Source organism: Streptomyces sp. PA03-3a, from assembly GCF_033792735.1.
Classification (GTDB): Bacteria; Actinomycetota; Actinomycetes; order Streptomycetales; family Streptomycetaceae; genus Actinacidiphila.
Genome location: NZ_JARAVM010000023.1, coordinates 38654 through 59915, shown reverse-complemented (window position 1 = coordinate 59915; position 21262 = coordinate 38654). Strand labels below are relative to the sequence as shown.

Genomic DNA, 21262 nt, shown 5'->3' with positions numbered 1-21262 from the left:
GCCGCGCATGCCCCCGGAGCCAGCCAACTCCCCTTCCGGGCCGTAGTCCAGAGGTTTGAAGGTGAGGATTGGGCCGATTCCCGGACCCCGCCGATTCACGTCCGGCGCCGCTGTCCCCGTACCATCTGCGGCATGGCAAAGGCTCCCGTACTCACACCCCAGGCGGACGACTTCCCGCGCTGGTACCAGGACCTGATCAACAAGGCCGAGCTGGCCGACAACGGCCCGGTGCGCGGCACCATGGTCATCCGGCCGTACGGGTACTCGCTGTGGGAGCGGATGCAGCAGGAGATGGACGCGCGGATCAAGGAGGCGGGCGCCCAGAACGCGTACTTCCCGCTCTTCATCCCGCAGTCCTACCTGACCAGGGAGGCCGAGCACGTCGAGGGCTTCGCGCCGGAGCTGGCCGTGGTCACCCACGGCGGCGGCAAGGAGCTGGAGGAGCCGGTCGTCGTCCGGCCCACCTCCGAGACGATCATCAACGAATACTTCTCCAAGTGGGTGCAGAGCTACCGCGACCTGCCGCTGCTCATCAACCAGTGGGCCAACGTGGTCCGTTGGGAGATGCGCTCGCGGCTCTTCCTCCGCACGAGTGAGTTCCTGTGGCAGGAGGGCCACACCGCGCACGCCACCTACGAGGACGCCCGCGAGTACGCCGCGATGATCCACCGCGACGTGTACGGCGACTTCATGACCGAGGTCCTCGGAATCGACGTCGTCCTCGGCCGCAAGACCGCCCGCGAGCGCTTCGCCGGCGCCATCAACACCCTCACCCTCGAGGGCATGATGGGCGATGGCAAGGCGCTCCAGCTGGGCACCAGTCACGAGCTGGGCACCAACTTCGCCAAGGCCTTCAACACCTCCTACCTCTCGAAGGAGGGGCAGCAGGAGCTGGTCTGGCAGACCTCCTGGGGTGTGTCGACCCGCATGGTCGGCGGCCTGATCATGTCCCACGGCGACGACAACGGACTGCGTGTGCCGCCGCGGCTGGCCCCGGTGCAGGCCGTCGTCCTGGCGATCAAGGGCGACGACGCGGTCGTCGCCAAGGTCCGCGAGATCGGCGACCGGCTCAAGGCCGCGGGCCTTCGCGTCCAGGTCGACGTGCGCACCGACACCCCCTTCGGCCGGCGCGCCGTCGACTGGGAGCTCAAGGGCGTCCCCGTCCGCGTCGAGGTTGGCCCGCGCGACCTGGAGAACGGCACCGCGATGCTCGCCCGCCGCATCCCCGGGGGCAAGGAGCCGGTGGCGATCGACGAGCTGGCCGCGCTGCTGCCCAAGGTGCTGGAGGAGGACCAGGCCACCCTGCTGCGCCAGTCCCGCGAGCGCCGCGAGTCCCGCACCGTGGACGTCAGGACGATCGCCGAGGCCGCCGAGGCCGCGGCCACCGGCTGGGGCCGCATCCCGTGGGCGGACCTGGGCCCGGAGGGCGAGGCCAAGCTGGCCGAGCAGGGCGTGTCCGTGCGCTGCCTCCTCACCGAGGACGGCGCTGTTCCGGAAGCGGACGACGCGCCGGGTACCGTCGCGCTCGTCGCGCGGGCATACTGACCGTCAACTGACTGAAAAGCGACGTACGTAATCGGCAGTACGTCCATGCTTGAGGCGGGTGCGTGACTTCTCCACTGTCCTCCGCACCCGCCCTCAGCCGTACGCATCATCCGGAACTGACTAGTACGTGCAAAATATTTGGGATGGCCCGGTATCGGAACACAGGGCACCCCCGGCTCGTTGTCACGACGTGAGCACGACACCACCAGTCCTCGCCGCCGAGCTGGCAGTCGCATGGGCCGACATTCAACGGCACCATCCCGAACTGCCCGACCTGGCCGCCCCCGAGTCCCTGATCGGAGAGTCCTCGTCCGCGTGCGGCACGGAGCTCTCCTTCGAGCGCCTGCTGCACGAGGCCGTCCACGGAGTCGCCGCCGCACGCGGCGTCCGGGACACCTCGCGGGCAGGTCGCTACCACAACCGTCGATTCCTGGCCATCGCCGACGAGCTCGGCCTGGACCACTCCGAGGAGCCGCACCCCAGCAGCGGCTTCTCCCTGGTCCAGATGCGCCAGGACACCAAGAAGCGCTACCGGGCGACGATCGACCGCCTGCAGCGCGCGCTCAGAGCGCACACCGCGGCGACCGCCGCCGACACCGCCCGCAGTTTCCGCGGGCCCGCCGCCCGGCACGGGTCCTCGGGCGGAGGCGTACGGGTGAAGGCGGTCTGCGACTGCGGACGCAACGTCCGGGTCGTGCCGTCCGTGCTCGCGCAGGCGCCGATCGTCTGCGGGGCGTGCGGTACGCCGTTCCGGATTCCGGAGGCCGCGGCGGTCGCGTGAGCGCCCGCCGCGGCACGGGGGCGGTGCCGTACGGGGGGACAGCGCCGGTGGGGTCACCGGCGTGCGGTGGCATGCCCGCCGTATGGCAGAATGGTCAGCTGAGCACTCGGCAGCCGTGCAGGACCCCTCTCTCCTTCGGCTGACGCGTCCGTCGGGCAAACCGGCTCCACAACCCCACGTGGTGGTCTGTTCTGCCCAACCACGTCAACACCAGGAGAACCCACTCCCGTGGCAGTCAAGATCAAGCTGAAGCGTCTGGGCAAGATCCGTTCGCCTCACTACCGCATCGTCGTCGCCGACTCCCGTACCCGCCGTGACGGCCGGGCCATCGAGGAGATCGGTCTGTACCACCCGGTCCAGAACCCGTCGCGCATCGAGGTCAACGCCGATCGCGTCGCGTACTGGCTGGGTGTCGGCGCGCAGCCGACCGAGCCCGTGCTCGCCATCCTGAAGAAGACCGGCGACTGGCAGAAGTTCAAGGGCGAGCCTGCCCCGGCCCCGCTCCTGGTCGCCGAGCCCAAGGCCGACAAGCGCGCCCTCTTCGAGGCCGCTGCCAAGGACGCCGGTGACGAGCCCAAGGGTGAGGCCATCACCCAGAAGGCCAAGAAGTCCGACAAGAAGGACGAGGCCGCCGAGGCGGCCGAGTCGACCGAGGCCTGATCGTGCTCGAGGAGGCCCTCGAGCACCTGGTCAAGGGCATCGTCGACAATCCCGACGAGGTGCAGGTCGCCGCGCGCACCCTGCGTCGCGGGAAGGTCCTCGAGGTCCGGGTGCACCCCGACGACCTCGGCAAGGTGATCGGCCGCAACGGCCGCACCGCCCGCGCCCTGCGCACCGTCGTGGGCGCGATCGGCGGACGGGGTGTGCGCGTCGACCTCGTCGACGTGGACAACGTCCGCTGAGGTACGCAGCACCGGCACGGGCCGGGGGTGGCACTTGGGCCGCCCCCGGCCCGTGGCCTTATCCGACACGTGAGCACAGGAGCGCGAACAAGTGCAGCTGGTAGTGGGACGCATCGGCCGCGCCCATGGCATCAAGGGCGAGGTCTCGGTGGAGGTGCGCACCGACGAGCCCGAACTGCGGCTCGCCCCGGGCGCCGTGCTCGTCACGGACCCGGCCTCGGCCGGCCCGCTCACCGTCGAGACCGGCCGGGTGCACAGCGGCCGGCTGATGCTGCGCTTCGCGGGCGTCAAGGACCGCACCGGCGCCGAGGCGCTGCGCAACGTCCTGCTCATCGCCGACGTCGACCCGGACGAGACGCCGGAGGACCCCGAGGAGTTCTACGACCACCAGCTGGTCGACCTCGACGTGGTCACCGTCGACGGGACCGAGGTCGGCCGGATCAAGGAGATCTCCCACCTGCCGTTCCACGACCTGCTGGTCGTCGAACGGCCGGACGGCAGCGAGGTCATGGTGCCCTTCGTCGCCGAGATCGTCCCCGAGATCGACCTGGAGGAGCAGCGGGCAGTCATCGACCCCCCGCCCGGTCTGCTGGACGAGGCCGAGGCGGAGCAGTAGGACCATGCGCATCGACGTCGTCACGATCTTCCCCGAGTACCTGGAGCCGCTGAACGTCTCCCTGGTCGGCAAGGCCCGGGAGCGAGGCCTGCTGGACGTACGCGTCCACGACCTGCGCGAGTGGACCCACGACCGGCACAACACCGTCGACGACACCCCGTACGGCGGCGGGCCCGGCATGGTCATGAAGCCCGAGCCGTGGGGCGAGGCCCTGGACGCGGTCCTGGAGTCGGGCGAGGGCTCGCCCGTGCTGGTGGTGCCCACCCCGAGCGGCCGCCCCTTCACCCAGGAGCTCGCGGTCGAGCTGTCCGGGAAGCCCTGGCTGGTCTTCACCCCGGCGCGCTACGAGGGCATCGACCGGCGGGTCATCGAGGAGTACGGCGACCGGCTCGACGTCCGCGAGGTCTCCATCGGCGACTACGTGCTGGCCGGCGGCGAGGCCCCGGTCCTGGTGATGGTCGAGGCGGTCGCCCGCCTGCTGCCCGGCGTGCTGGGCAACGCCGAGTCCCACCGCGACGACTCCTTCGCCCCCGGCGCGATGGCCGACCTGCTGGAGGGCCCGGTCTTCACCAAGCCCCCGGTCTGGCGCGACCGCGGCGTCCCGGAGGTGCTGCTCAGCGGCCACCACGGCAAGGTCGCCCGCTGGCGCCGCGACGAGGCCTTCCGCCGTACCGCGCAGAACCGTCCCGACCTGATCGAGCGCTGCGACCCGGCGGCCCTCGACAAGAAGGACCGCTCGATGCTCGCCGCACTCGGCTGGGTACTCGGCGAGGACGGGCGATTTGGGCGAGCCGCGGAGTCCGTGGAAGAATAGGCGGCTGCCGTAGTGCGTCCGGCGTGCGCCCCTGCCACAGGGGGACATGACGACCGTCCGACGGGCCGGCATTCGTATCACCACCACAATCCGCCGATGACCTGTGGCATGGGCGAAGAAAGCAGACGAACATGTCTCACCTGCTCGACACCGTCGACGCCGCGTCGCTGCGCAGCGACGTCCCGGCCTTCCGCCCGGGTGACACCGTCAACGTCCACGTCCGCGTGATCGAGGGCAACCGCTCCCGTATCCAGCAGTTCAAGGGCGTTGTCATCCGTCGCCAGGGTTCCGGCGTCCGTGAGACCTTCACGGTGCGCAAGGTCTCCTTCAGCGTCGGCGTCGAGCGCACCTTCCCGGTGCACAGCCCGATCTTCGAGAAGATCGAGCTCGTGACCCGTGGTGACGTGCGTCGGGCCAAGCTGTACTACCTCCGTGAGCTGCGCGGCAAGGCCGCGAAGATCAAGGAGAAGCGCGAGCGCTGAGCCCGCCGGGCGCAAGCGGAGCCCTATAGGCTCTGCGCTCGATGGACACAGAGGTACACCTTCCGGAGCGCGACCGCGCCGATGCCGCCGAACGGCGGGATGAGCGGTCGCGCTTCGGCGTACGTACACAGCGGTATGCGCTCCTCGTCGTGGCGGCCGCCGCCGTGGTCGCGCTGGTCAACGTGTTCGTCGCGCAGCCCTTCGAGATTCCCAGCGGTTCGATGGAGAACACCCTGCGGGCCGGGGACCGCGTGCTCGTCAACAAACTGGCGTACCGTTTCGGCGGGATGCCCGCCAGGGGCGAGGTCGTCGTCTTCGACGGCGGGGGATCCTTCGTGCAGGGCTCCGGCGGGACCGACTTCGTCAAGCGCGTGGTCGGTGTCGGTGGGGACCGGGTGACCTGCTGCGACAACCGGGGCAGGATCACCGTCAACGGGCGCCCGCTGGACGAGACCTATCTTTACCCCGGGGACACACCGTCCCGGGTAGCGTTCGACATCGAGGTTCCGAAGGGGAGGCTGTGGGTGATGGGCGACCACCGTGCCGACAGTCGTGATTCCCGTGATCATCTCGGTGACCCCGGAGGGGGCACGGTTCCCGTCGACAAGGTGATCGGCCGGGCGGAGGCGACCATATGGCCGCTGGGCCGCCGCCGGTCGCTGGACGGCGCCCATGGGTAGCCGCGGCCGGGAGCACGCCGGCCAGCCGAGCCGCGCCGCGTACCTGGGCGAGGAGCCGGCCGGCCCGCGCAGGGGCGGCGGCCGGGCCGATCGACGCAAGCTGGCGCGGAAGGTCAAGCGCAGGCGGCGCCGTTCCGCGGCCAAGGAGATACCCCTGCTCATCGGGGTCGCGCTGCTGATCGCGCTGGTCCTCAAGACCTTCCTGCTGCAGGCTTTCGTCATTCCGTCGGGTTCGATGGAGCAGACGATCAGGATCGGCGACCGCGTGGTCGTCGACAAGCTCACGCCGTGGTTCGGCTCCCGTCCCCAGCGCGGCGACGTGGTGGTGTTCAAGGACCCCGGCAACTGGCTGGACGGCGAGCAGGCCCAGGCCGGCGAGGACCCCGTGGTCGTCAAGCAGGTCAAGGAGTTCTTCACCTTCATCGGGCTGCTGCCGTCCGCTGACGAGCAGGACCTGATCAAGCGGGTGGTCGCGGTCGGCGGCGACACGGTGAAGTGCTGTGACGCCCAGGGCAGGATCACCGTCAACGGGACCCCGCTGAACGAGCCCTACATCCATCCGGGGAATCCGCCGTCGGAGATCAAGTTCACGGTCACGGTCCCGCCGAACCGGCTCTTCGTGATGGGCGACCACCGCTCCAACTCCGCGGACTCCCGCTTCCACCTCAAGGACGCCGGCGACGGCACCGTGCCCGAGAGCCTCGTGGTGGGCAGGGCCTTCGCCGTGGCCTGGCCGATGGGGCACTGGGCCGGACTGAAGGAACCGGCGACGTACTCCGGCGTCGCCGCGCCCGGGGGTTCGGGCGCGTCTGCCGCGAGGGCGGGCCCCGGGGTGGCAACATCCAACAATCGGCAAGGAATGACCCCGCTCCCGACTCCTGCGGAACTCCCGCTCGTTATGGGGGTGGTGAGCTTGCGCCGCATATGGCGCGGGCGGCAGCGCGTGGCAAGCGGAGTAGGGAGTGGATGTGGGGGACCTGGTGGTCGGCGCAAGGTCCGGACGCGAAGAGCCGGAGGATCGGGGCCCCACGTCGAGCGGTTCGTCGGGCGGTTCGTCAGGCGGCGGCGAGGCGCCGATTGACACGAACGACCGTGACGGCGGCGGGGGCAAGAAGCAGCAGCGTTCGTTCTGGAAGGAACTGCCCCTGCTGATCGTCATCGCTCTCGCGCTGGCCTGGTTGATCAAGACCTTCCTGCTGCAGGCGTTCTCCATTCCCTCGGCGTCGATGGAGAACACCCTCAGGATCGGCGACCGGGTACTGGTCGACAAGCTCACGCCCTGGTTCGGCTCCGAGCCCGAGCGCGGCGAGGTCGTGGTCTTCCACGACCCGGGCGGCTGGCTCGGCGAGACCGTCCCGGTGGACACCAACCCGGTGACGGGCGCGATCCAAAAGGGCCTGAGCTTCGTCGGCCTCATGCCGTCCGCGGAGGAGAAGGACCTGATCAAGCGGGTCATCGCGGTCGGTGGCGACACGGTGGAGTGCAAGGGCACCGGCCCGGTGAAGGTGAACGGCAAGGCGCTGGAGGAGCCGTACATCTACCCCGGGAACACCCCCTGCGGTGACCGCCCCTTCGGTCCGATCAAGGTCCCGCAGGGCCGCATCTGGGTCATGGGCGACCATCGGCAGGACTCCCTGGACTCCCGCTACCACCAGAACCTGCCGGGCAACGGCACGGTCTCCGTGGACGAGGTCGTCGGCCGGGCGGTCGTCGTGGCCTGGCCGATCGGCAACTGGTCCACCCTGCCCGTGCCCAGCACCTTCGACCAGCCGGGCATCAACGCCGCGGCCGCGGGTCTGCCCGCCACGGCTCTGCCGGCCGCGGGCGGACTGGCCGGCGCGGTCCCGCTGGTGATGTGGCGGCGGCGCCATCTGATCAACCGGGCCGGGTGACGGGGCTGCCCCCGGTCCGTACCCCCGGGTAGGGTGCGGACGCATGAGCACGAGCACACGCACGGGCACGCGGACGGCGACGAGGCGAGCGAGCGGGCAGGGCGGCGGACGGATCGGGCGGATAGCCTCCGGTCTGGCCGTCGCCCTCGGCTGCGTCCTCTTCCTGGGCGGTTTCGTCTGGGCGGCGCTGGTCTACCGGCCGTACACCGTCCCCACCGGATCCATGACCCCGACCGTGGACGCGGGCGACAAGATCCTCGCCCAGCGGATCGACGGCTCCGACGTGCGGCGCGGGGACATCGTGGTCTTCACCGACCCGCTCTGGGGCGACGTCCCCATGGTGAAGCGGGTGGTGGCGGTCGGCGGTGACAAGGTGGCCTGCTGCGACAAGCAGGGGCGGCTCACCGTCGACGGCAAGCCGGTCGACGAGCCGTACCGCCTGGACACCGAGGGCCCGGCCTCGCCCATGCCCTTCTCGGCCACCGTGCCGCAGGGCAACCTGTTCATGATGGGCGACAACCGGGCGACGTCCGAGGACTCCCGCCTCCGCCTCGGCGACGCCGACAACGGCTCCGTGCCGCGCGGCACGGTGTCCGCACGGGTCGACGGTGTGGCGTGGCCGTTCGGCCGCGCGGGCATGGTCGACCGGACCGGAGCCTTCGCCGCCCTGCCGGGCGAGGGTCCCTCCGCCCCCGGTCCGCTGCGCACGATGGGCGTGGCCATCGCGGCCGGCGTGGTCCTGATCTTCGCGGGTGCGGCCTACGGCCCGGTCGCGGCCCGGGCCCGGCGCAGGGCGGCGCGATAGCCATGCGACGGCGCGCGGCCCGGGTCATCCTGCTCGACCCCTCCGACCGGATCCTGCTGCTGCACGGGTACGAGCCGGACGACCCGTCCGTCACATGGTGGTTCACCCCGGGCGGAGGCGTCGAGGAGGGCGAGGGCCTGGAGGTCGCCGCACGCCGGGAGCTGGCGGAGGAGACCGGGATCACCACGGCCCAGCTGGGGCCCGTGCTGTGGGAGCGCTCGTGCGCCTTCGATTTCGACGGCCGGCGATGGGAGCAGGACGAGTGGTACTACCTGGCCCGCACCGACGACGTCCGGGTGCACACGGGCGGCCTCACGGAGCTGGAGCAGCGCAGCGTGGACGGCCTGCGATGGTGGACGTGCGAGGAACTGCTCGCCTCGCATGAGACGGTGTACCCGACCAGGCTCGCCGAGCTGCTGCGCATGCTGCTCGACGAAGGTCCCCCATTGTCCCCGATTCACCTGGGGACGGAGCGTGACTGACGCACAATGGGGGGACGTACGGCTGAAGGGGAACATGCCATGAGCGCCGAGGACCTCGAGAAGTACGAGACCGAGATGGAGCTGAAGCTCTACAGGGAGTACCGGGATGTCGTCGGCCTGTTCAAGTACGTGATCGAGACGGAGCGTCGTTTCTACCTCACCAACGACTACGAGATGCAGGTGCACTCGGTCCAGGGCGAGGTGTTCTTCGAGGTCTCCATGGCTGACGCGTGGGTGTGGGACATGTACCGGCCGGCGCGCTTCGTGAAGCAGGTGCGCGTGCTGACGTTCAAGGACGTGAACATCGAGGAGCTGAACAAGGCCGACCTCGACCTGCCCTCGGACGACTCCGGCTTCAACGGCTGAGGCGGCCGGGGCCGACGGGTTGTCCACAGGCCCCCATCAAGATCATCTCTCGGGCGCCACCTCCCTCACAGTGAGTGACGGAGGTGGTACGGATGAACGCCCGAGGGGCTTTCGGACGCTACGGCGAGGAACTGGCGGCACGGTCGCTGACCGACGCCGGGATGATCGTGCTGGAGCGGAACTGGCGGTGCCGGCACCGCGAACGCCACGGCGAGATCGACATCGTGGCGGCGGACGGGGACGCGCTCGTCGTGTGCGAGGTGAAGTCGCGCGCCGAGAAATGCGGTGAGCACCCCATGGCCGCGGTCACCCCGCGCAAGGCCGAGCGGCTGCGTCAGCTGGCCGAATGCTGGCTCGCCGACCACGGCGGGCCGCCGCCGGGCGGCGTGCGGATCGACGTGGTGGGCGTGGTGCTGCCGCCCCGGGGCGCCGCCCGCGTCGAGCACGTGCGAGGGGTGGAGTGATGGGCTTCGCCCGTACGTGTTCTGTGGCGCTGCTGGGCGTGGAGGGCGTCGTCGTCGAGGTCCAGGCGGACCTGGAGGCGGGGGTGGCGGCGTTCACGCTGGTGGGGCTGCCCGACAAGAGCCTCAGCGAGAGCCGTGACCGGGTCCGTGCCGCCATCGTGAACAGCGGTGAGACCTGGCCGCAGAAGAAGCTCACGGTCGGCCTCAGCCCGGCCTCCGTCCCCAAGGGCGGCAGCGGCTTCGACCTGGCCGTGGCGTGCGCCGTGCTCGCCGCGAACGACCGCGTCGACCCGCGCGACATCGCCGACCTGATGATGATCGGCGAGCTCGGGCTCGACGGCCGGGTCCGCCCGGTCCGCGGTGTGCTGCCCGCGGTCCTGGCGGCCGCGGACGCCGGGTACCGCCACGTCGTGGTGCCCGAGCGGACGGTCGCCGAGGCCTCGCTCGTTCCGGGGGTCTCCGTGCTCGGGGTCCGCAGCCTGCGGCAGCTGATCGCGCTGCTCAACGACGAGCTCGCCCCGGAGGAGGACGAGGAGCCCGCCGACGGGCGGCCCGAACCGATGCTGGCCGGCCTCACCCTGCCGGGTGTCGGCCACGGCACGGGGCTCGCCGACACCGGCACCCCGGACCTGGCCGAGGTCGCGGGGCAGGGCGCCGCCAGGACCGCCCTGGAGGTCGCGGCCGCGGGCGGCCACCACATCTACCTCAAGGGGCCGCCTGGCGCGGGCAAGACGATGCTCGCCGAGCGGCTTCCCGGGCTGCTGCCGCCGCTCACCCGCCAGGAGGCGGTGGAGGTCACCGCCGTGCACTCGGTCGCCGGGATCCTGCCGCCGGGCCGGCACATGGTGGAGCAGCCGCCGTACTGCGCGCCGCACCATTCGGCGACCATGCAGTCCCTCGTCGGCGGCGGGAACGCGATGCCGCGGCCGGGCGCCGTCTCACTCTCCCACAAAGGAGTACTTTTTCTGGACGAAGCACCCGAATTCAGCGGTCAGGCCCTCGACGCACTGCGTCAGCCCCTGGAGTCCGGGCACGTGGTGATCGCCAGGGCCGCCGGAGTCGTCCGCCTTCCCGCACGGTTCCTGCTCGTCCTCGCCGCCAACCCCTGTCCCTGCGGGCGGTACGGCTCACCCGGCGGTATGTGCGACTGCACGCCGAGCATGATCCGCCGCTACCAGGGGCGGCTGTCCGGGCCGCTCCTGGACCGGGTCGACCTGCGGGTGGACGTGGAGGCAGTCAGCCGCTCCGAGCTGATCGGCGGCGTCGGCTGCGCCGAGACCACCGCGGTGGTCGCCTCGCGGGTGCGGGAGGCCCGCGAGCGCGCCGCCGCCCGGTACACGGACACGCCGTGGCGGCTCAACAGCCAGGTCCCCGGCCACGAACTGCGCACCCGCTGGGCGGTGGCGCCCGGGGCCCTGCGCTCCGCCGAACGGGACATGGAGCGCGGACTGCTCACCGCGCGCGGGCTCGACAGGGTCCTGCGGGTGGCCTGGACGGTCGCCGACCTCGCCGGCCGCGACCGGCCGGCCGGCGTCGACATGGAGCGCGCCCTGGAGCTGCGCACGGGTGTGCGTCGCGGCATGGCGGTGGCGACGGGAGATCAGCGATGACGCAGACGCCGCCCGGCATGGACGACGACGCCGGGCCCGACCCGGGGGAGGAGCCGCCCCCGACGCCCGGGGAGCGACTGGCCCGGGCCGCCGTGACGCGGATCGCCGACCCCGGCGACGGGCTGGTCGGCACCTGGCTGCGCGAGTTCGGCCCCGTCGAGACCGTACGGGCGCTCACCGCCGGAGAAGAGCTGCCCGGCGCGGGGCAGCAGCGGACGGCCGGGTACGCCCTGCGGGCCCGCAGGGCGCAGCCGGAACGGGACCTGGCGGCGGCCCGGGCCACGGGCACCCGCTTCGTGTGCCCCGGGGACCCGGACTGGCCGCGGCAGCTCGACGACCTGGGCACCGAGCGCCCCTACGGGCTCTGGGTGCGCGGCGGCGCCTCGCTGAGGATGTGGGCGCTGCGGTCGGTCGCCGTCGTGGGCGCCCGGGCGTGCACCGACTACGGCTCCCACATGGCGGCGTCCCTGGGCGCCGACCTGGCGGAGGCCGGCTGGGTCACCGTCTCCGGGGCCGCCTACGGCATCGACGGCGCCGCACACCGCGGCGCGCTGTCCGTGACGGGCGCGACCGTGGGGGTCGTCGCCTCCGGGGTCGACGTGGCATATCCGCCGGGTCATGCCGAGTTGATCGGACGCATCGCCGAACAGGGCCTGCTCATCGGTGAATTGCCGCCCGGATCGCACCCCACCCGCAGCCGCTTCGTGCTCCGCAACCGCGTGATCGCGGCACTGACCCGGGGCACCGTCGTGATCGAGGCCCAGTACCGCAGCGGCTCCCTGATCACCGCCCGCCGGGCCCGCAAGCTGGGGCGTTTCGTCATGGGTGTGCCCGGCCCCTGCACCTCGTCGCTGTCCCGCGGGGTCCACGAGCTGCTGCGCGCCGACGGGGTCCTGGTCACCGGCGCGGCAGACGTCATCGAGCTCGTCGGACGCATCGGCGAGGACCTCGCGCCCGAGCGCCGCGGTCCCGTCCTGCCACGGGACCTGCTGCCGCCGGCGACCGCCCGGGTTCTGGAGGCCCTGCCCGCCCGAGGCGGGGTCCGCCACGAGGAGCTCGCGGTCGCCGCGGGCGGCACCCCCGACGACACCGTCACCAGGCTTCATGAGCTGCACGCCCTCGGCTTCGTCGAACGCGACGGACCGCGCTGGAAGTTGGCGCACGGCGGTGCGACGGCTCCCACGTCGGGGGGAGGCGGCCAAGCCGACACGCTCTCCCGGTGAACACACCATCAGGTGACAGGACGGTTCTTGACCTGGGACCCCCTGGATGGCGAGGTTATGGGGACGCCCGAACGTCGCCCTGAGCGACGGCCCTGTCACGCTACGCTCAAGGAGGTTCGAGTCCCGCCCGTCCCTCAGGTCAACGCAGAACGGCTCAGATCGACGCATGCACCGGCACACTCCCGGGCACGAAGGCAGCACGGCGGCGACCGCCGTCACCGGAAACCCCCGCCCGCCCGCCCCCACCTCGCTCGACGCGCTGTGGCGGACCTACAAGGCCACGGGGGACGCGCGTCTGCGCGAGCAGCTGATCCTGCACTACTCGCCCCTGGTGAAGTACGTGGCGGGACGCGTGAGCGTCGGCCTGCCCGCAAACGTGGAACAGGCGGACTTCGTCTCCTCCGGGGTCTTCGGGCTCATCGACGCCATCGAGAAGTTCGACCCGGAACGCGCGATCAAGTTCGAGACGTACGCGATCACCCGGATCCGCGGGGCGATGATCGACGAGCTGCGCGCCCTGGACTGGATCCCGCGCTCGGTGCGCCAGAAGGCCCGTGCCGTCGAGCGCGCCTACGCCACCCTCGAGGCCTCCCTGCGGCGTACCCCGAGCGAGTCGGAGGTCGCCGCCGAGATGGGCATCGCCCTGGAGGAGCTGCACGGAGTCTTCAGTCAGCTCTCCCTCGCCAACGTCGTCGCCCTGGAGGAGCTGCTCCACGCGGGCACCGACGGTGGCGACCGGCTCACCCTGGTCGACACCCTGGAGGACACCGGCGCCGACAACCCCGTCGAGGTCGCCGAGGACCGCGAGCTGCGCCGGCTGCTCGCCAGGGCCGTCAACACGCTGCCCGAGCGCGAGAAGACCGTGGTCACCCTCTACTACTACGAGGGGCTCACCCTCGCCGAGATCGGCCAGGTGCTCGGCGTCACCGAGAGCAGGGTCAGCCAGATCCACACCAAATCCGTTCTGCAACTGCGCGCGAAACTGGCCGACGTCGGCCGTTGACGCCGCTTTGCCGACGGGTGCGCCCGGCCGGCACGCCACTTCCGTACAGTGGTGAGGTGCCCAAGATTCGAGCGGCCTCGGTGGCCGAGCACCGGTCGATGCAGCGCGACGCCCTGCTGGACGCCGCCCGCAGTCTGCTCTCCGAGGGCGGGACGGAGGCCCTGACCTTCCCCGCGCTGGCGGAGCGTACCGGGCTGGCCCGGTCCTCCGTCTACGAGTACTTCCGCTCCCGGGCCGCCGTCGTCGAGGAGCTGTGCGCCGTCGACTTCCCCGTCTGGGCGGCCGAGGTCGAGGCGGCCATGGAGGCCGCCCCGTCCGCCGAGGCCAAGATCGAGGCCTACGTCCGCAGCCAGCTCGCGCTCGTCGGTGACCGCAGGCACCGGGCCGTGGTCGCGATCTCCGCGGGTGAACTCGACACGAGCGCCCGCGAGAAGATCCGCGCCGCCCACGGCGGACTGATCGCCATGGTCGTCGAGGCGCTCGCCGCGCTCGGCCACCACGAGCCGAGGCTGACCGCGATGCTGCTCCAGGGCGTCGTCGACTCCGCCGTCCGCCGGATCGAGCTCGGCGCCGCCGAGGAGCCGGACACCATCGCCGACGCGGCCGTCACCATGGCCCTGCGCGGGGTGCTCGGCTGACCCGGGGGGAGGCCACCACCCCGTCCGCCCCCTCCGGCAGGGGCACCCCGAAGACCGGCAGCAGCCGCGAAGGCCCCCCGCGCAGCAGGGCGAGCGGCAGCAGCGACAGCGGGTCGAGGTAGACATCCCCGCGCAGCAGCCCCCAGTGCAGGCAGCCGTCCGGGCAGTGCCACGGGCCTGCGTCGAGCGCCCCGACCACCTGCCCCGCGCCGACCTCGTCGCCCACCGCGACGGACGCCCGAACCGGCTGGTAGGTGATGCGCAGGCCGCCGTCGAGTTCGATCGCGACCACTCCGCGCCCCGCCACGCGCCCGGCGTACGACACCCTCCCCGGCGCCGCCGCGCGCACCGGTGCGCCGGGTCCCGCGCGCAGGTCCACCCCTCGGTGCCCCCTCGCCCACGGAACCGCCGGCGGATCGAACCCCCGCTCCACGACCGGCCGCCGCTCCCCGTCGCCCGGCGCCACGGGCCACGCCCGGTCCGGGCCCCCACCGGCCGTGACGACCGGGACGACCGGGACGACCGGCATCCGGACGGAGGCTTCCACCGGGCGCGCGAGCCCCCCGAGCCACGTCAGTACCGTCAACACCACCGCCACATATGTCCTCATGCTCCAACGGTGATGCCTCCCGCCACTTCCGGACGATCATGGAGCCGGCCTGTGGACAACCCCGGACGGCCCCCGCCCCCAGGCGCGATGTCGCCCGCCGCTCCGGCGGTCCCGTACACTTTCCATGGCGATCCGGGTCACCGGGTCGACTTCGCACGCCCCGCCACCGCCCTACAGCGAGCGGTGGACGCGCTCCTCGGTCCCTTGTGGCACGGCGCGTTCGGGGCGTCAGGCGCGGCCGCCGTCCGGCGACCGCGAAAACCGAGTACCCCTAGGAGTACGGCCATGGCCGTCGTCACGATGCGGGAGCTGCTGGAAAGCGGCGTCCACTTCGGGCACCAGACCCGCCGCTGGAACCCGAAGATGAAGCGCTTCATCTTCACCGAGCGCAACGGCATCTACATCATCGACCTGCTCCAGTCGCTGTCGTACATCGACCGCGCCTACGAGTTCGTCAAGGAGACCGTCGCGCACGGCGGCACCATCCTCTTCGTCGGTACGAAGAAGCAGGCCCAGGAGGCCATCGCCGAGCAGGCGACCCGCGTCGGCATGCCCTACGTGAACCAGCGCTGGCTGGGCGGCATGCTCACCAACTTCTCGACCGTCTACAAGCGCCTGCAGCGCCTGAAGGAGCTCGAGGAGATCGACTTCGAGGACGTGGCCGCCTCCGGCCTCACCAAGAAGGAGCTCCTGGTCCTCTCCCGTGAGAAGGAGAAGCTGGAGAAGACCCTGGGCGGCATCCGCGAGATGCAGAAGGTGCCGAGCGCCGTCTGGATCGTGGACACCAAGAAGGAGCACATCGCCGTCGGTGAGGCGCGCAAGCTGCGCATCCCGGTCGTCGCGATCCTCGACACCAACTGCGACCCCGACGAGGTCGACTACAAGATCCCGGGCAACGACGACGCGATCCGCTCCGTCACCCTGCTGACCCGTGTGATCGCCGACGCCGTCGCAGAGGGCCTCATCTCCCGCTCCGGTGCCGCCTCCGCCGGTGACAAGGCCGAGGGCGAGCCGCTGGCCGCCTGGGAGCGCGAGCTGCTCGAGGGCGACAAGGCGAAGGCCGAGGAGACCGCTGCCGAGGCCGCTCCGGCCGAGGCCGCCGCTGAGACCGCTCCGGCGGAGGCCGCTGCCGAGGCCGAGGCTCCGGCCGAGGCCGAGGCGCCCGCCGCCGACGCCGAGCAGGCCTGAGCCTCAGCCCGCCTTCCGATGCGTGTGAGGACGGCGGGGGCTCCGGCCCCCGCCGTTCGTCCGTAGAACCACCGCTCACCGGATTCACCGACTTCCGAAGAGAGACTGACAGACCATGGCGAACTTCACCGCCGCCGACGTCAAGAAGCTCCGCGAGCTCACCGCCGCGGGCATGATGGACTGCAAGAAGGCGCTCGAGGAGGCCGAGGGCGACCTGGACAAGGCCGTCGAGATCCTCCGCGTCAAGGGCCAGAAGGGCGTCACCAAGCGCGAGGGCCGCTCCGCGTCCAACGGCGCCGTCGTGTCCCTGATCGCCGGTGACAACAGCGAGGGTGTCCTCGTCGAGCTCAAGTGCGAGACCGACTTCGTCGCGAAGGGCGACAAGTTCATCGCCGCCGCCGACGCGATCGCCGCCCACGTCGCCGCCAGCAAGCCGGCCGACCTGGAGGCGCTGCTCGCCTCCGAGATCAAGGACGGCCAGACCGTCCAGGCCTACGTCGACGAGGCCAACGCCACCCTCGGCGAGAAGATCGTCCTGGACCGCTTCGCGCAGTTCACCGACGGCTACGTCGCCTCCTACCTGCACCGCACCAGCCCGGACCTGCCCCCGCAGGTCGGTGTCCTGGTCGAGCTGGACAAGGAGAACGCCCAGGTCGCCAAGGACGTCGCGCAGCACATCGCCGCCTTCGCCCCCACCTTCCTGTCCCGCGAGGAGGTGCCGGCCGAGACCGTCGAGAACGAGCGTCGCGTCGCCGAGGCCACCGCCCGCGAGGAGGGCAAGCCCGAGGCCGCCCTGACGAAGATCGTCGAGGGTCGCGTCAACGGCTTCTTCAAGGAGAACGTCGTCCTCGAGCAGGCCTTCGCCAAGGACAACAAGAAGTCCGTCCAGAAGGTGCTCGACGAGGCCGGCGTCTCGCTGAAGCGCTTCGCCCGCTTCCGCGTCGGCGTCTGAGCGACCAGTCGCGCAAGCGTTTGACCGACGGCCCCGCTAGGGTCGTACGCAGCCGGCCGCTCACCGGCAGGCCGCAGTTGTGACGAGGAGGCCATTGCCCGCAGGGAACCATCACGGACCCTCGGCAATGGCCTTCTTCGTACGTGCACGAGGAGATCTCCATGGAACAGGACGCCGACAAGGCACCCACCGCCGCCGGCACGCACAAGGGCCGGTACCTGCTCAAGCTCTCCGGCGAGGCCTTCGCCGGCGGAGGGGGGCTCGGAGTCGACCCCGACGTCGTGCACACGATGGCCCGCGAGATCGCCGCTGTCGTCCGCGACGGTTACGAGATCGCCGTCGTCATCGGCGGCGGCAACTTCTTCCGCGGCGCCCAGCTCCAGCAGCGGGGCATGGACCGGGCCCGGTCCGACTACATGGGCATGCTCGGCACGGTCATGAACTGCCTCGCCCTCCAGGACTTCCTGGAGAAGGAGGGCATCCAGTCGCGGGTGCAGACGGCGATCACCATGGGCCAGGTCGCCGAGCCCTACATCCCGCTGCGCGCCGTGCGCCACCTGGAGAAGGGCCGTGTGGTGATCTTCGGCGCCGGTATGGGCATGCCGTACTTCTCCACCGACACCACCGCCGCGCAGCGCGCCCTGGAGATCCACGCCGAGGCGCTGCTGATGGGCAAGAACGGGGTCGACGGCGTCTACGACTCCGACCCCCGCTCGAACCCCGACGCGGTGATGTTCGACGCCCTGGAGTACTCCGACGTCATCGCCCGCGACCTGCGCGTCGCGGACCTGACGGCGATCACGCTGTGCCAGGACAACAAGCTCCCGATCCTCGTCTTCGAGCTGCTCGCGGAGGGCAACATCGCGCGGGCCGTGAAGGGTGAGAAGATCGGCACGCTCGTCAACGACACGGGCGCCCGCTGACGGACGCCGCCGGCCGCCACCCGGCCGGCGATCCGCCCGGAACGGGGATGGACAAGACGCTGCCGGTCGGACACCGTGCAGGAAAGACGCGCGCAAGGGCCGAGGCTCTGCCTTCTGAATACCAGGAGCACATGGTGATTGAAGAGACCCTCCTCGAAGCCGAGGAGAAGATGGAGAAGGCCGTCGTGGTCGCCAAGGAGGACTTCGCCGCGATCCGCACCGGTCGTGCCCACCCGGCGATGTTCAACAAGATCGTGGCGGACTACTACGGCGCCGCGACCCCGATCAACCAGCTCGCCTCCTTCGCGGTGCCCGAGGCGCGGATGGCCGTCATCACCCCGTTCGACAACTCGGCGCTGCGCAACATCGAACAGGCGATCCGGGACTCGGACCTGGGTGTCAACCCGACCAACGACGGCCGTATCATCCGGGTGGTCTTCCCGCAGCTCACCGAGGAGCGGCGCAAGGAGTACATCAAGGTCGCCCGCGGCAAGGCGGAGGACGCGCGGATCTCGATCCGCAGCGTGCGCCGCAAGGCCAAGGAGACCCTCGACAAGCTCGTCAAGGACGGCGAGACGGGCGAGGACGAGGTGCGCCGCGCGGAGAAGGAACTCGACGACACGACCCACAAGTACGTGGCGCAGGTCGACGAGCTGCTCAAGCACAAGGAAGCCGAGCTGCTGGAGGTCTGATCCGGCGCACCGCCGGATCCGCTCCTCGGCCCGGCACGCCCGCGGCTGAGCCACCCATCCACCCGACCATCCATCCGACCGACCCGGACCGGACGAAAACGCGAGGCGAAACTCCGTGAACGACTCTTCTTGGGGGCCCTCGCCACATGCCGGTTCCTGGGGAGGTGAGGATGAGGTGGGCACCCGGATGGGCGGCCCCTTGTTCCGCGACGACGCCCCCGAACCGGAACGGCACTCCGCCCGGCCCGACCGTTCCACGCCCCAGCCCTCGGCGGCGGGTGGGAACGGCGGCCGGGCGAAGAAGAGCGCGGGGCGCAATCTGCGCGCCGCGATAGGGGTCGGCGTCGGGCTCGGCGTCGTCATCATCGCCTCGCTCTTCATCGTCAAGGCCGTCTTCGTGGGCGTCGTCGCCGCGGCGGTCGTGGTGGGCCTGTGGGAGCTCACCTCGCGCCTTGCCGAGCGCAAGGAGATCAGGGCTCCGCTGGTGCCGCTCGCCGTCGGCGGCGCCGCCATGGTCGTCGCGGGCTATGTGCGCGGCGCCGAGGGCGCGTGGGTGGCGATGGCGCTCACCACACTCGCCGTCCTGGTGTGGCGGATGACGGAGCCACCGGAGAACTACCTCCGCGACGTGACGGCGGGGGTCTTCGCCGCGTTCTATGTGCCGTTCCTGGCCACGTTCGTCGTGATGATGCTCGCGGCGGGCGACGGCCCCTGGCGGGTGTTCGTCTTCCTGCTCCTCACGGTGATCAGCGACACCGGTGCCTACGCCGTCGGCTGGCGCTTCGGCACGCACAAGCTCGCTCCCCGCATCAGCCCCGGCAAGACCCGCGAGGGCCTGGCCGGCGCGATCAGCTTCGCCATGGTCGCGGGCGCTCTGTCCATGGAGTTCCTGATCGACGACGGCCGGTGGTGGCAGGGGCTGCTGCTGGGCCTCGCCGTGGCCGTCAGCGCCACCCTGGGCGACCTGGGCGAGTCCATGATCAAGCGGGACCTCGGCATCAAGGACATGGGCAAGCTGCTGCCCGGCCACGGCGGCATCATGGACCGCCTCGACTCGTTGCTGCCGACCGCTCCGGTGGTGTGGCTGCTGCTCGTCGTCTTCGTCGGCTCGGGCTGATTCTTCCGGGCCGCCCGGCGTTCAGCCCGGTAGCGGTCCCGTCGCCACGGACCGGGCGGGATCGGCGCTCCACTCGCTCCACGAGCCGACGTACAGGGCGGCGTCGATCCCGGCGACGGCGAGAGCCAGCACCTGCTGTGCCGCCGAGACCCCCGACCCGCAGTAGACACCGACCCTGCCGCCGCCCTCGGTGACCCCCAGGGCGGCGAACCGGCGGGCCAGTTCGCGGGTGGGACGGAAGGTGCCGTCGGCGGTGACGTTCCCCGCGGTGGGAGCCGACACGGCCCCGGGGATGTGGCCGCCCACCGGATCCAGCGGCTCGACCTCCCCCCGGTAGCGCTCGGCCGCCCGCGCGTCGAGCAGCACGCCCGTACGGGCCAGCGCCGCCGCGTCGTCGGCGCTCAGCACCGGCAGCGAGTCCGGCACAGCCTCGAAGTCGCCGGGCTCCGGTGCCGCGCCCCGGGTGGTCAGCTCGCCTCCGGCGGCCGTCCAGGCGGGGAGTCCGCCGTCCAGCACCCGTACCTCCGCGTGCCCGGCCCAGCGCAGGATCCACCAGGCCCGTGCCGCGGCCCAGCCCTGGCCGCCGTCGTGGACGACCACCCGGCTGTCCCGGCGCACCCCGGCCCGCCGCATCGCGTCTTCGAACACCCCGGTGTCCGGCAGCGGATGCCTGCCGGCAGGGCCCGGCGGTCCCGCGAGGTCCGCCTCCAGGTCGACGTAGACGGCGCCCGCGATGTGGCCCGCCTCGTAGGCCTCACGTCCCGACGGCCCGCCGCGCTCGTACCGGACGTCGAGGATCACGGGCGCGGCGCCCTGGTGCAGGTCGGCGGCGAGCTCCTGTGCGCTGATGATCGTGTCCACCGGTCCATCCTGGCGCAGCCCCGCCGGGCCGGGAAGCCCGGGGCTGAGGCCACCGTCCCGGCCACTGGGCGGGAGCACGCTGGGCCGCCTCCCTGACCTGCGCCGTCGCGGCCCGGCGTGACGGCCGTCGCAGGGTGCGGCGGGCCGCGACGCTGGAAGGCGATCCGTCTGCCGCTTACACTCGAACATGTGTACGAGCTTCCTCCGGATCCGCAGCGCCTGCGGGTGATACGCCTCTATCTGCAGATGCAGATCGCCGCAGTCGACGCCAAGATCCAGGAGGCGGAGTCCGGTTCCGCCCCCGCCGCGGCGGGGGCTGCGGAGGCCGGAGGCGGCGCTCCGCAGCGGGCCAAGGGGGTTGGCGGCGCCCGCACTCCCGCCCGCGCCTGGCGGCTGCAGAGCGTGCCCGATCCGGGCGGCGGCTCGGGCCGGGGTGTCCTCCATCGCGACGACTGCCGGGTTCCCGGGGGCGGACGGCTGAACCGGCAGGAGTTCGAGGTGGCCCTCGGCATGCCGGACGTCACGTCGTGCGGGGTCTGCCGTCCGGAAGCGGAGCCGGCCTCCTGAGGTCCGGCGGCACGTCCTGTGGACCCGCGTGCGATGGTCCGTCAGGTCG

The 21262-nt window shown here is 71.6% G+C and carries 26 protein-coding genes; 24 read left to right on the top strand and 2 right to left on the bottom strand.

Features of this window, described 5'->3' with window-relative positions:
• Nucleotides 1–132 precede the first annotated feature (132 nt).
• The 18 genes from proS to PV342_RS25915 all read left to right on the top strand — a co-directional run bounded on the left by proS (nt 133) and on the right by PV342_RS25915 (nt 14303).
• Nucleotides 133–1545: a proline--tRNA ligase gene (gene proS, locus PV342_RS26000; RefSeq protein WP_386994624.1), complete on the top strand. Its 1413-nt coding sequence runs from the start codon at nt 133–135 to the stop codon at nt 1543–1545.
• Between the two features lie 190 nt (nt 1546–1735).
• Nucleotides 1736–2326, top strand: a complete 591-nt coding sequence (locus PV342_RS25995; RefSeq protein WP_400802391.1) for a hypothetical protein — start codon at nt 1736–1738, stop codon at nt 2324–2326.
• Nucleotides 2327–2554: 228 nt separating this feature from the next.
• Nucleotides 2555–2986 (top strand): 30S ribosomal protein S16, encoded by a 432-nt coding sequence (gene rpsP, locus PV342_RS25990; protein WP_018562959.1) that lies wholly within the window; start codon nt 2555–2557, stop codon nt 2984–2986.
• A 2-nt stretch (nt 2987–2988) separates the two neighbouring features.
• Nucleotides 2989–3228, top strand: a complete 240-nt coding sequence (locus tag PV342_RS25985; RefSeq protein ID WP_018562958.1) for an RNA-binding protein — start codon at nt 2989–2991, stop codon at nt 3226–3228.
• Nucleotides 3229–3319: 91 nt separating this feature from the next.
• Nucleotides 3320–3844: a ribosome maturation factor RimM gene (rimM, locus tag PV342_RS25980; protein ID WP_018562957.1), complete on the top strand. Its 525-nt coding sequence runs from the start codon at nt 3320–3322 to the stop codon at nt 3842–3844.
• A 4-nt stretch (nt 3845–3848) separates the two neighbouring features.
• Complete coding sequence (gene trmD, locus PV342_RS25975) at nt 3849–4658, top strand: tRNA (guanosine(37)-N1)-methyltransferase TrmD (protein ID WP_018562956.1); 810 nt, start codon at nt 3849–3851, stop codon at nt 4656–4658.
• A gap of 131 nt (nt 4659–4789) precedes the next feature.
• Nucleotides 4790–5140: a 50S ribosomal protein L19 gene (rplS, locus tag PV342_RS25970; RefSeq protein ID WP_018562955.1), complete on the top strand. Its 351-nt coding sequence runs from the start codon at nt 4790–4792 to the stop codon at nt 5138–5140.
• A 41-nt stretch (nt 5141–5181) separates the two neighbouring features.
• The gene (gene lepB, locus PV342_RS25965; RefSeq protein ID WP_400802395.1) at nt 5182–5820 is read left to right on the top strand and encodes a signal peptidase I; all 639 of its coding nucleotides are present in this window, start codon (nt 5182–5184) and stop codon (nt 5818–5820) included.
• Nucleotides 5813–6901, top strand: a complete 1089-nt coding sequence (gene lepB / locus PV342_RS25960) for a signal peptidase I (RefSeq protein ID WP_400802397.1) — start codon at nt 5813–5815, stop codon at nt 6899–6901. The genes lepB (PV342_RS25965) and lepB (PV342_RS25960) overlap by 8 nt, the downstream gene beginning before the upstream one ends.
• Nucleotides 6798–7712, top strand: coding sequence for a signal peptidase I (lepB, locus tag PV342_RS25955; RefSeq protein ID WP_400802510.1), 915 nt, complete (start codon nt 6798–6800; stop codon nt 7710–7712). The genes lepB (PV342_RS25960) and lepB (PV342_RS25955) overlap by 104 nt, the downstream gene beginning before the upstream one ends.
• A 43-nt stretch (nt 7713–7755) precedes the next feature.
• Entirely contained in the window at nt 7756–8517 is a 762-nt protein-coding gene (gene lepB, locus PV342_RS25950) for a signal peptidase I (RefSeq protein ID WP_400802399.1), read from the top strand.
• Nucleotides 8518–8519: 2 nt separating this feature from the next.
• The gene (locus tag PV342_RS25945; RefSeq protein ID WP_500318790.1) at nt 8520–8999 is read left to right on the top strand and encodes an NUDIX hydrolase; all 480 of its coding nucleotides are present in this window, start codon (nt 8520–8522) and stop codon (nt 8997–8999) included.
• A gap of 39 nt (nt 9000–9038) precedes the next feature.
• Complete coding sequence (locus PV342_RS25940; RefSeq protein ID WP_018562949.1) at nt 9039–9365, top strand: DUF2469 domain-containing protein; 327 nt, start codon at nt 9039–9041, stop codon at nt 9363–9365.
• Between the two features lie 92 nt (nt 9366–9457).
• Nucleotides 9458–9829: a YraN family protein gene (locus PV342_RS25935; RefSeq protein ID WP_018562948.1), complete on the top strand. Its 372-nt coding sequence runs from the start codon at nt 9458–9460 to the stop codon at nt 9827–9829.
• The gene (locus PV342_RS25930) at nt 9829–11439 is read left to right on the top strand and encodes a YifB family Mg chelatase-like AAA ATPase (protein ID WP_500318789.1); all 1611 of its coding nucleotides are present in this window, start codon (nt 9829–9831) and stop codon (nt 11437–11439) included. The genes PV342_RS25935 and PV342_RS25930 overlap by 1 nt, the downstream gene beginning before the upstream one ends.
• Complete coding sequence (gene dprA, locus PV342_RS25925) at nt 11436–12662, top strand: DNA-processing protein DprA (protein WP_500318788.1); 1227 nt, start codon at nt 11436–11438, stop codon at nt 12660–12662. Before PV342_RS25930 ends, dprA begins: the two co-directional genes overlap by 4 nt.
• 166 nt (nt 12663–12828) lie before the next feature.
• Nucleotides 12829–13665 (top strand): RNA polymerase sigma factor WhiG, encoded by an 837-nt coding sequence (whiG, locus tag PV342_RS25920; RefSeq protein WP_018561721.1) that lies wholly within the window; start codon nt 12829–12831, stop codon nt 13663–13665.
• Between the two features lie 80 nt (nt 13666–13745).
• On the top strand, nt 13746–14303 hold the full coding sequence (locus tag PV342_RS25915; RefSeq protein WP_392613263.1) for a TetR/AcrR family transcriptional regulator: 558 nt from the start codon (nt 13746–13748) through the stop codon (nt 14301–14303).
• On the opposite strand, the gene PV342_RS25910 is transcribed toward PV342_RS25915, so the two are convergent.
• Nucleotides 14272–14913: a murein hydrolase activator EnvC family protein gene (locus tag PV342_RS25910; protein ID WP_400802427.1), complete on the bottom strand. Its 642-nt coding sequence runs from the start codon at nt 14911–14913 to the stop codon at nt 14272–14274. The two genes, PV342_RS25915 and PV342_RS25910, sit on opposite strands and share 32 nt — an antisense overlap.
• A 285-nt stretch (nt 14914–15198) precedes the next feature.
• Between PV342_RS25910 and rpsB the strand changes: the two genes are divergently transcribed.
• From rpsB to PV342_RS25885, 5 genes are all read left to right on the top strand, one after another.
• Nucleotides 15199–16101: a 30S ribosomal protein S2 gene (gene rpsB / locus PV342_RS25905; protein ID WP_361005071.1), complete on the top strand. Its 903-nt coding sequence runs from the start codon at nt 15199–15201 to the stop codon at nt 16099–16101.
• 115 nt (nt 16102–16216) lie between these two features.
• Nucleotides 16217–17053 carry a translation elongation factor Ts gene (tsf, locus tag PV342_RS25900; protein ID WP_018561725.1) on the top strand — a complete coding sequence of 279 codons (837 nt, stop codon included), beginning with the start codon at nt 16217–16219 and terminating at the stop codon, nt 17051–17053.
• A gap of 161 nt (nt 17054–17214) precedes the next feature.
• Nucleotides 17215–17976, top strand: coding sequence for a UMP kinase (gene pyrH / locus PV342_RS25895; RefSeq protein WP_361005075.1), 762 nt, complete (start codon nt 17215–17217; stop codon nt 17974–17976).
• 134 nt (nt 17977–18110) lie between these two features.
• A complete protein-coding gene (gene frr / locus PV342_RS25890; RefSeq protein WP_026251481.1) occupies nt 18111–18668 on the top strand; it encodes a ribosome recycling factor in 558 nt (185 codons plus the stop codon).
• A gap of 115 nt (nt 18669–18783) precedes the next feature.
• Nucleotides 18784–19785: a phosphatidate cytidylyltransferase gene (locus tag PV342_RS25885; RefSeq protein ID WP_400802434.1), complete on the top strand. Its 1002-nt coding sequence runs from the start codon at nt 18784–18786 to the stop codon at nt 19783–19785.
• Between the two features lie 21 nt (nt 19786–19806).
• Here PV342_RS25885 and PV342_RS25880 read toward each other — a convergent pair whose 3' ends face one another.
• Nucleotides 19807–20646 (bottom strand): sulfurtransferase, encoded by an 840-nt coding sequence (locus tag PV342_RS25880; protein ID WP_400802437.1) that lies wholly within the window; start codon nt 20644–20646, stop codon nt 19807–19809.
• Between the two features lie 189 nt (nt 20647–20835).
• On the opposite strand from PV342_RS25880, the gene PV342_RS25875 reads away from it, so the two are divergent.
• Nucleotides 20836–21213: a DUF6233 domain-containing protein gene (locus PV342_RS25875; protein WP_400802439.1), complete on the top strand. Its 378-nt coding sequence runs from the start codon at nt 20836–20838 to the stop codon at nt 21211–21213.
• The last annotated feature ends 49 nt before the right edge of the window (nt 21214–21262 follow it).

Excerpts from the sequence above, each read along its gene's own strand:
- proS (WP_386994624.1), top strand. The coding sequence starts at position 133 with ATGGCAAAGGCTCCCGTACTCACACCCCAGGCGGACGACTTCCCGCGC.
- trmD (WP_018562956.1), top strand. The coding sequence starts at position 3,849 with ATGCGCATCGACGTCGTCACGATCTTCCCCGAGTACCTGGAGCCGCTG.
- rplS (WP_018562955.1), top strand. The coding sequence starts at position 4,790 with ATGTCTCACCTGCTCGACACCGTCGACGCCGCGTCGCTGCGCAGCGAC.
- lepB (WP_400802395.1), top strand. The coding sequence starts at position 5,182 with ATGGACACAGAGGTACACCTTCCGGAGCGCGACCGCGCCGATGCCGCC.
- lepB (WP_400802397.1), top strand. The coding sequence starts at position 5,813 with ATGGGTAGCCGCGGCCGGGAGCACGCCGGCCAGCCGAGCCGCGCCGCG.
- lepB (WP_400802399.1), top strand. The coding sequence starts at position 7,756 with ATGAGCACGAGCACACGCACGGGCACGCGGACGGCGACGAGGCGAGCG.
- PV342_RS25945 (WP_500318790.1), top strand. The coding sequence starts at position 8,520 with ATGCGACGGCGCGCGGCCCGGGTCATCCTGCTCGACCCCTCCGACCGG.
- PV342_RS25940 (WP_018562949.1), top strand. The coding sequence starts at position 9,039 with ATGAGCGCCGAGGACCTCGAGAAGTACGAGACCGAGATGGAGCTGAAG.
- PV342_RS25935 (WP_018562948.1), top strand. The coding sequence starts at position 9,458 with ATGAACGCCCGAGGGGCTTTCGGACGCTACGGCGAGGAACTGGCGGCA.
- PV342_RS25930 (WP_500318789.1), top strand. The coding sequence starts at position 9,829 with ATGGGCTTCGCCCGTACGTGTTCTGTGGCGCTGCTGGGCGTGGAGGGC.
- dprA (WP_500318788.1), top strand. The coding sequence starts at position 11,436 with ATGACGCAGACGCCGCCCGGCATGGACGACGACGCCGGGCCCGACCCG.
- whiG (WP_018561721.1), top strand. The coding sequence starts at position 12,829 with ATGCACCGGCACACTCCCGGGCACGAAGGCAGCACGGCGGCGACCGCC.
- PV342_RS25910 (WP_400802427.1), bottom strand. The coding sequence starts at position 14,913 with ATGAGGACATATGTGGCGGTGGTGTTGACGGTACTGACGTGGCTCGGG.
- rpsB (WP_361005071.1), top strand. The coding sequence starts at position 15,199 with ATGGCCGTCGTCACGATGCGGGAGCTGCTGGAAAGCGGCGTCCACTTC.
- tsf (WP_018561725.1), top strand. The coding sequence starts at position 16,217 with ATGGCGAACTTCACCGCCGCCGACGTCAAGAAGCTCCGCGAGCTCACC.
- pyrH (WP_361005075.1), top strand. The coding sequence starts at position 17,215 with ATGGAACAGGACGCCGACAAGGCACCCACCGCCGCCGGCACGCACAAG.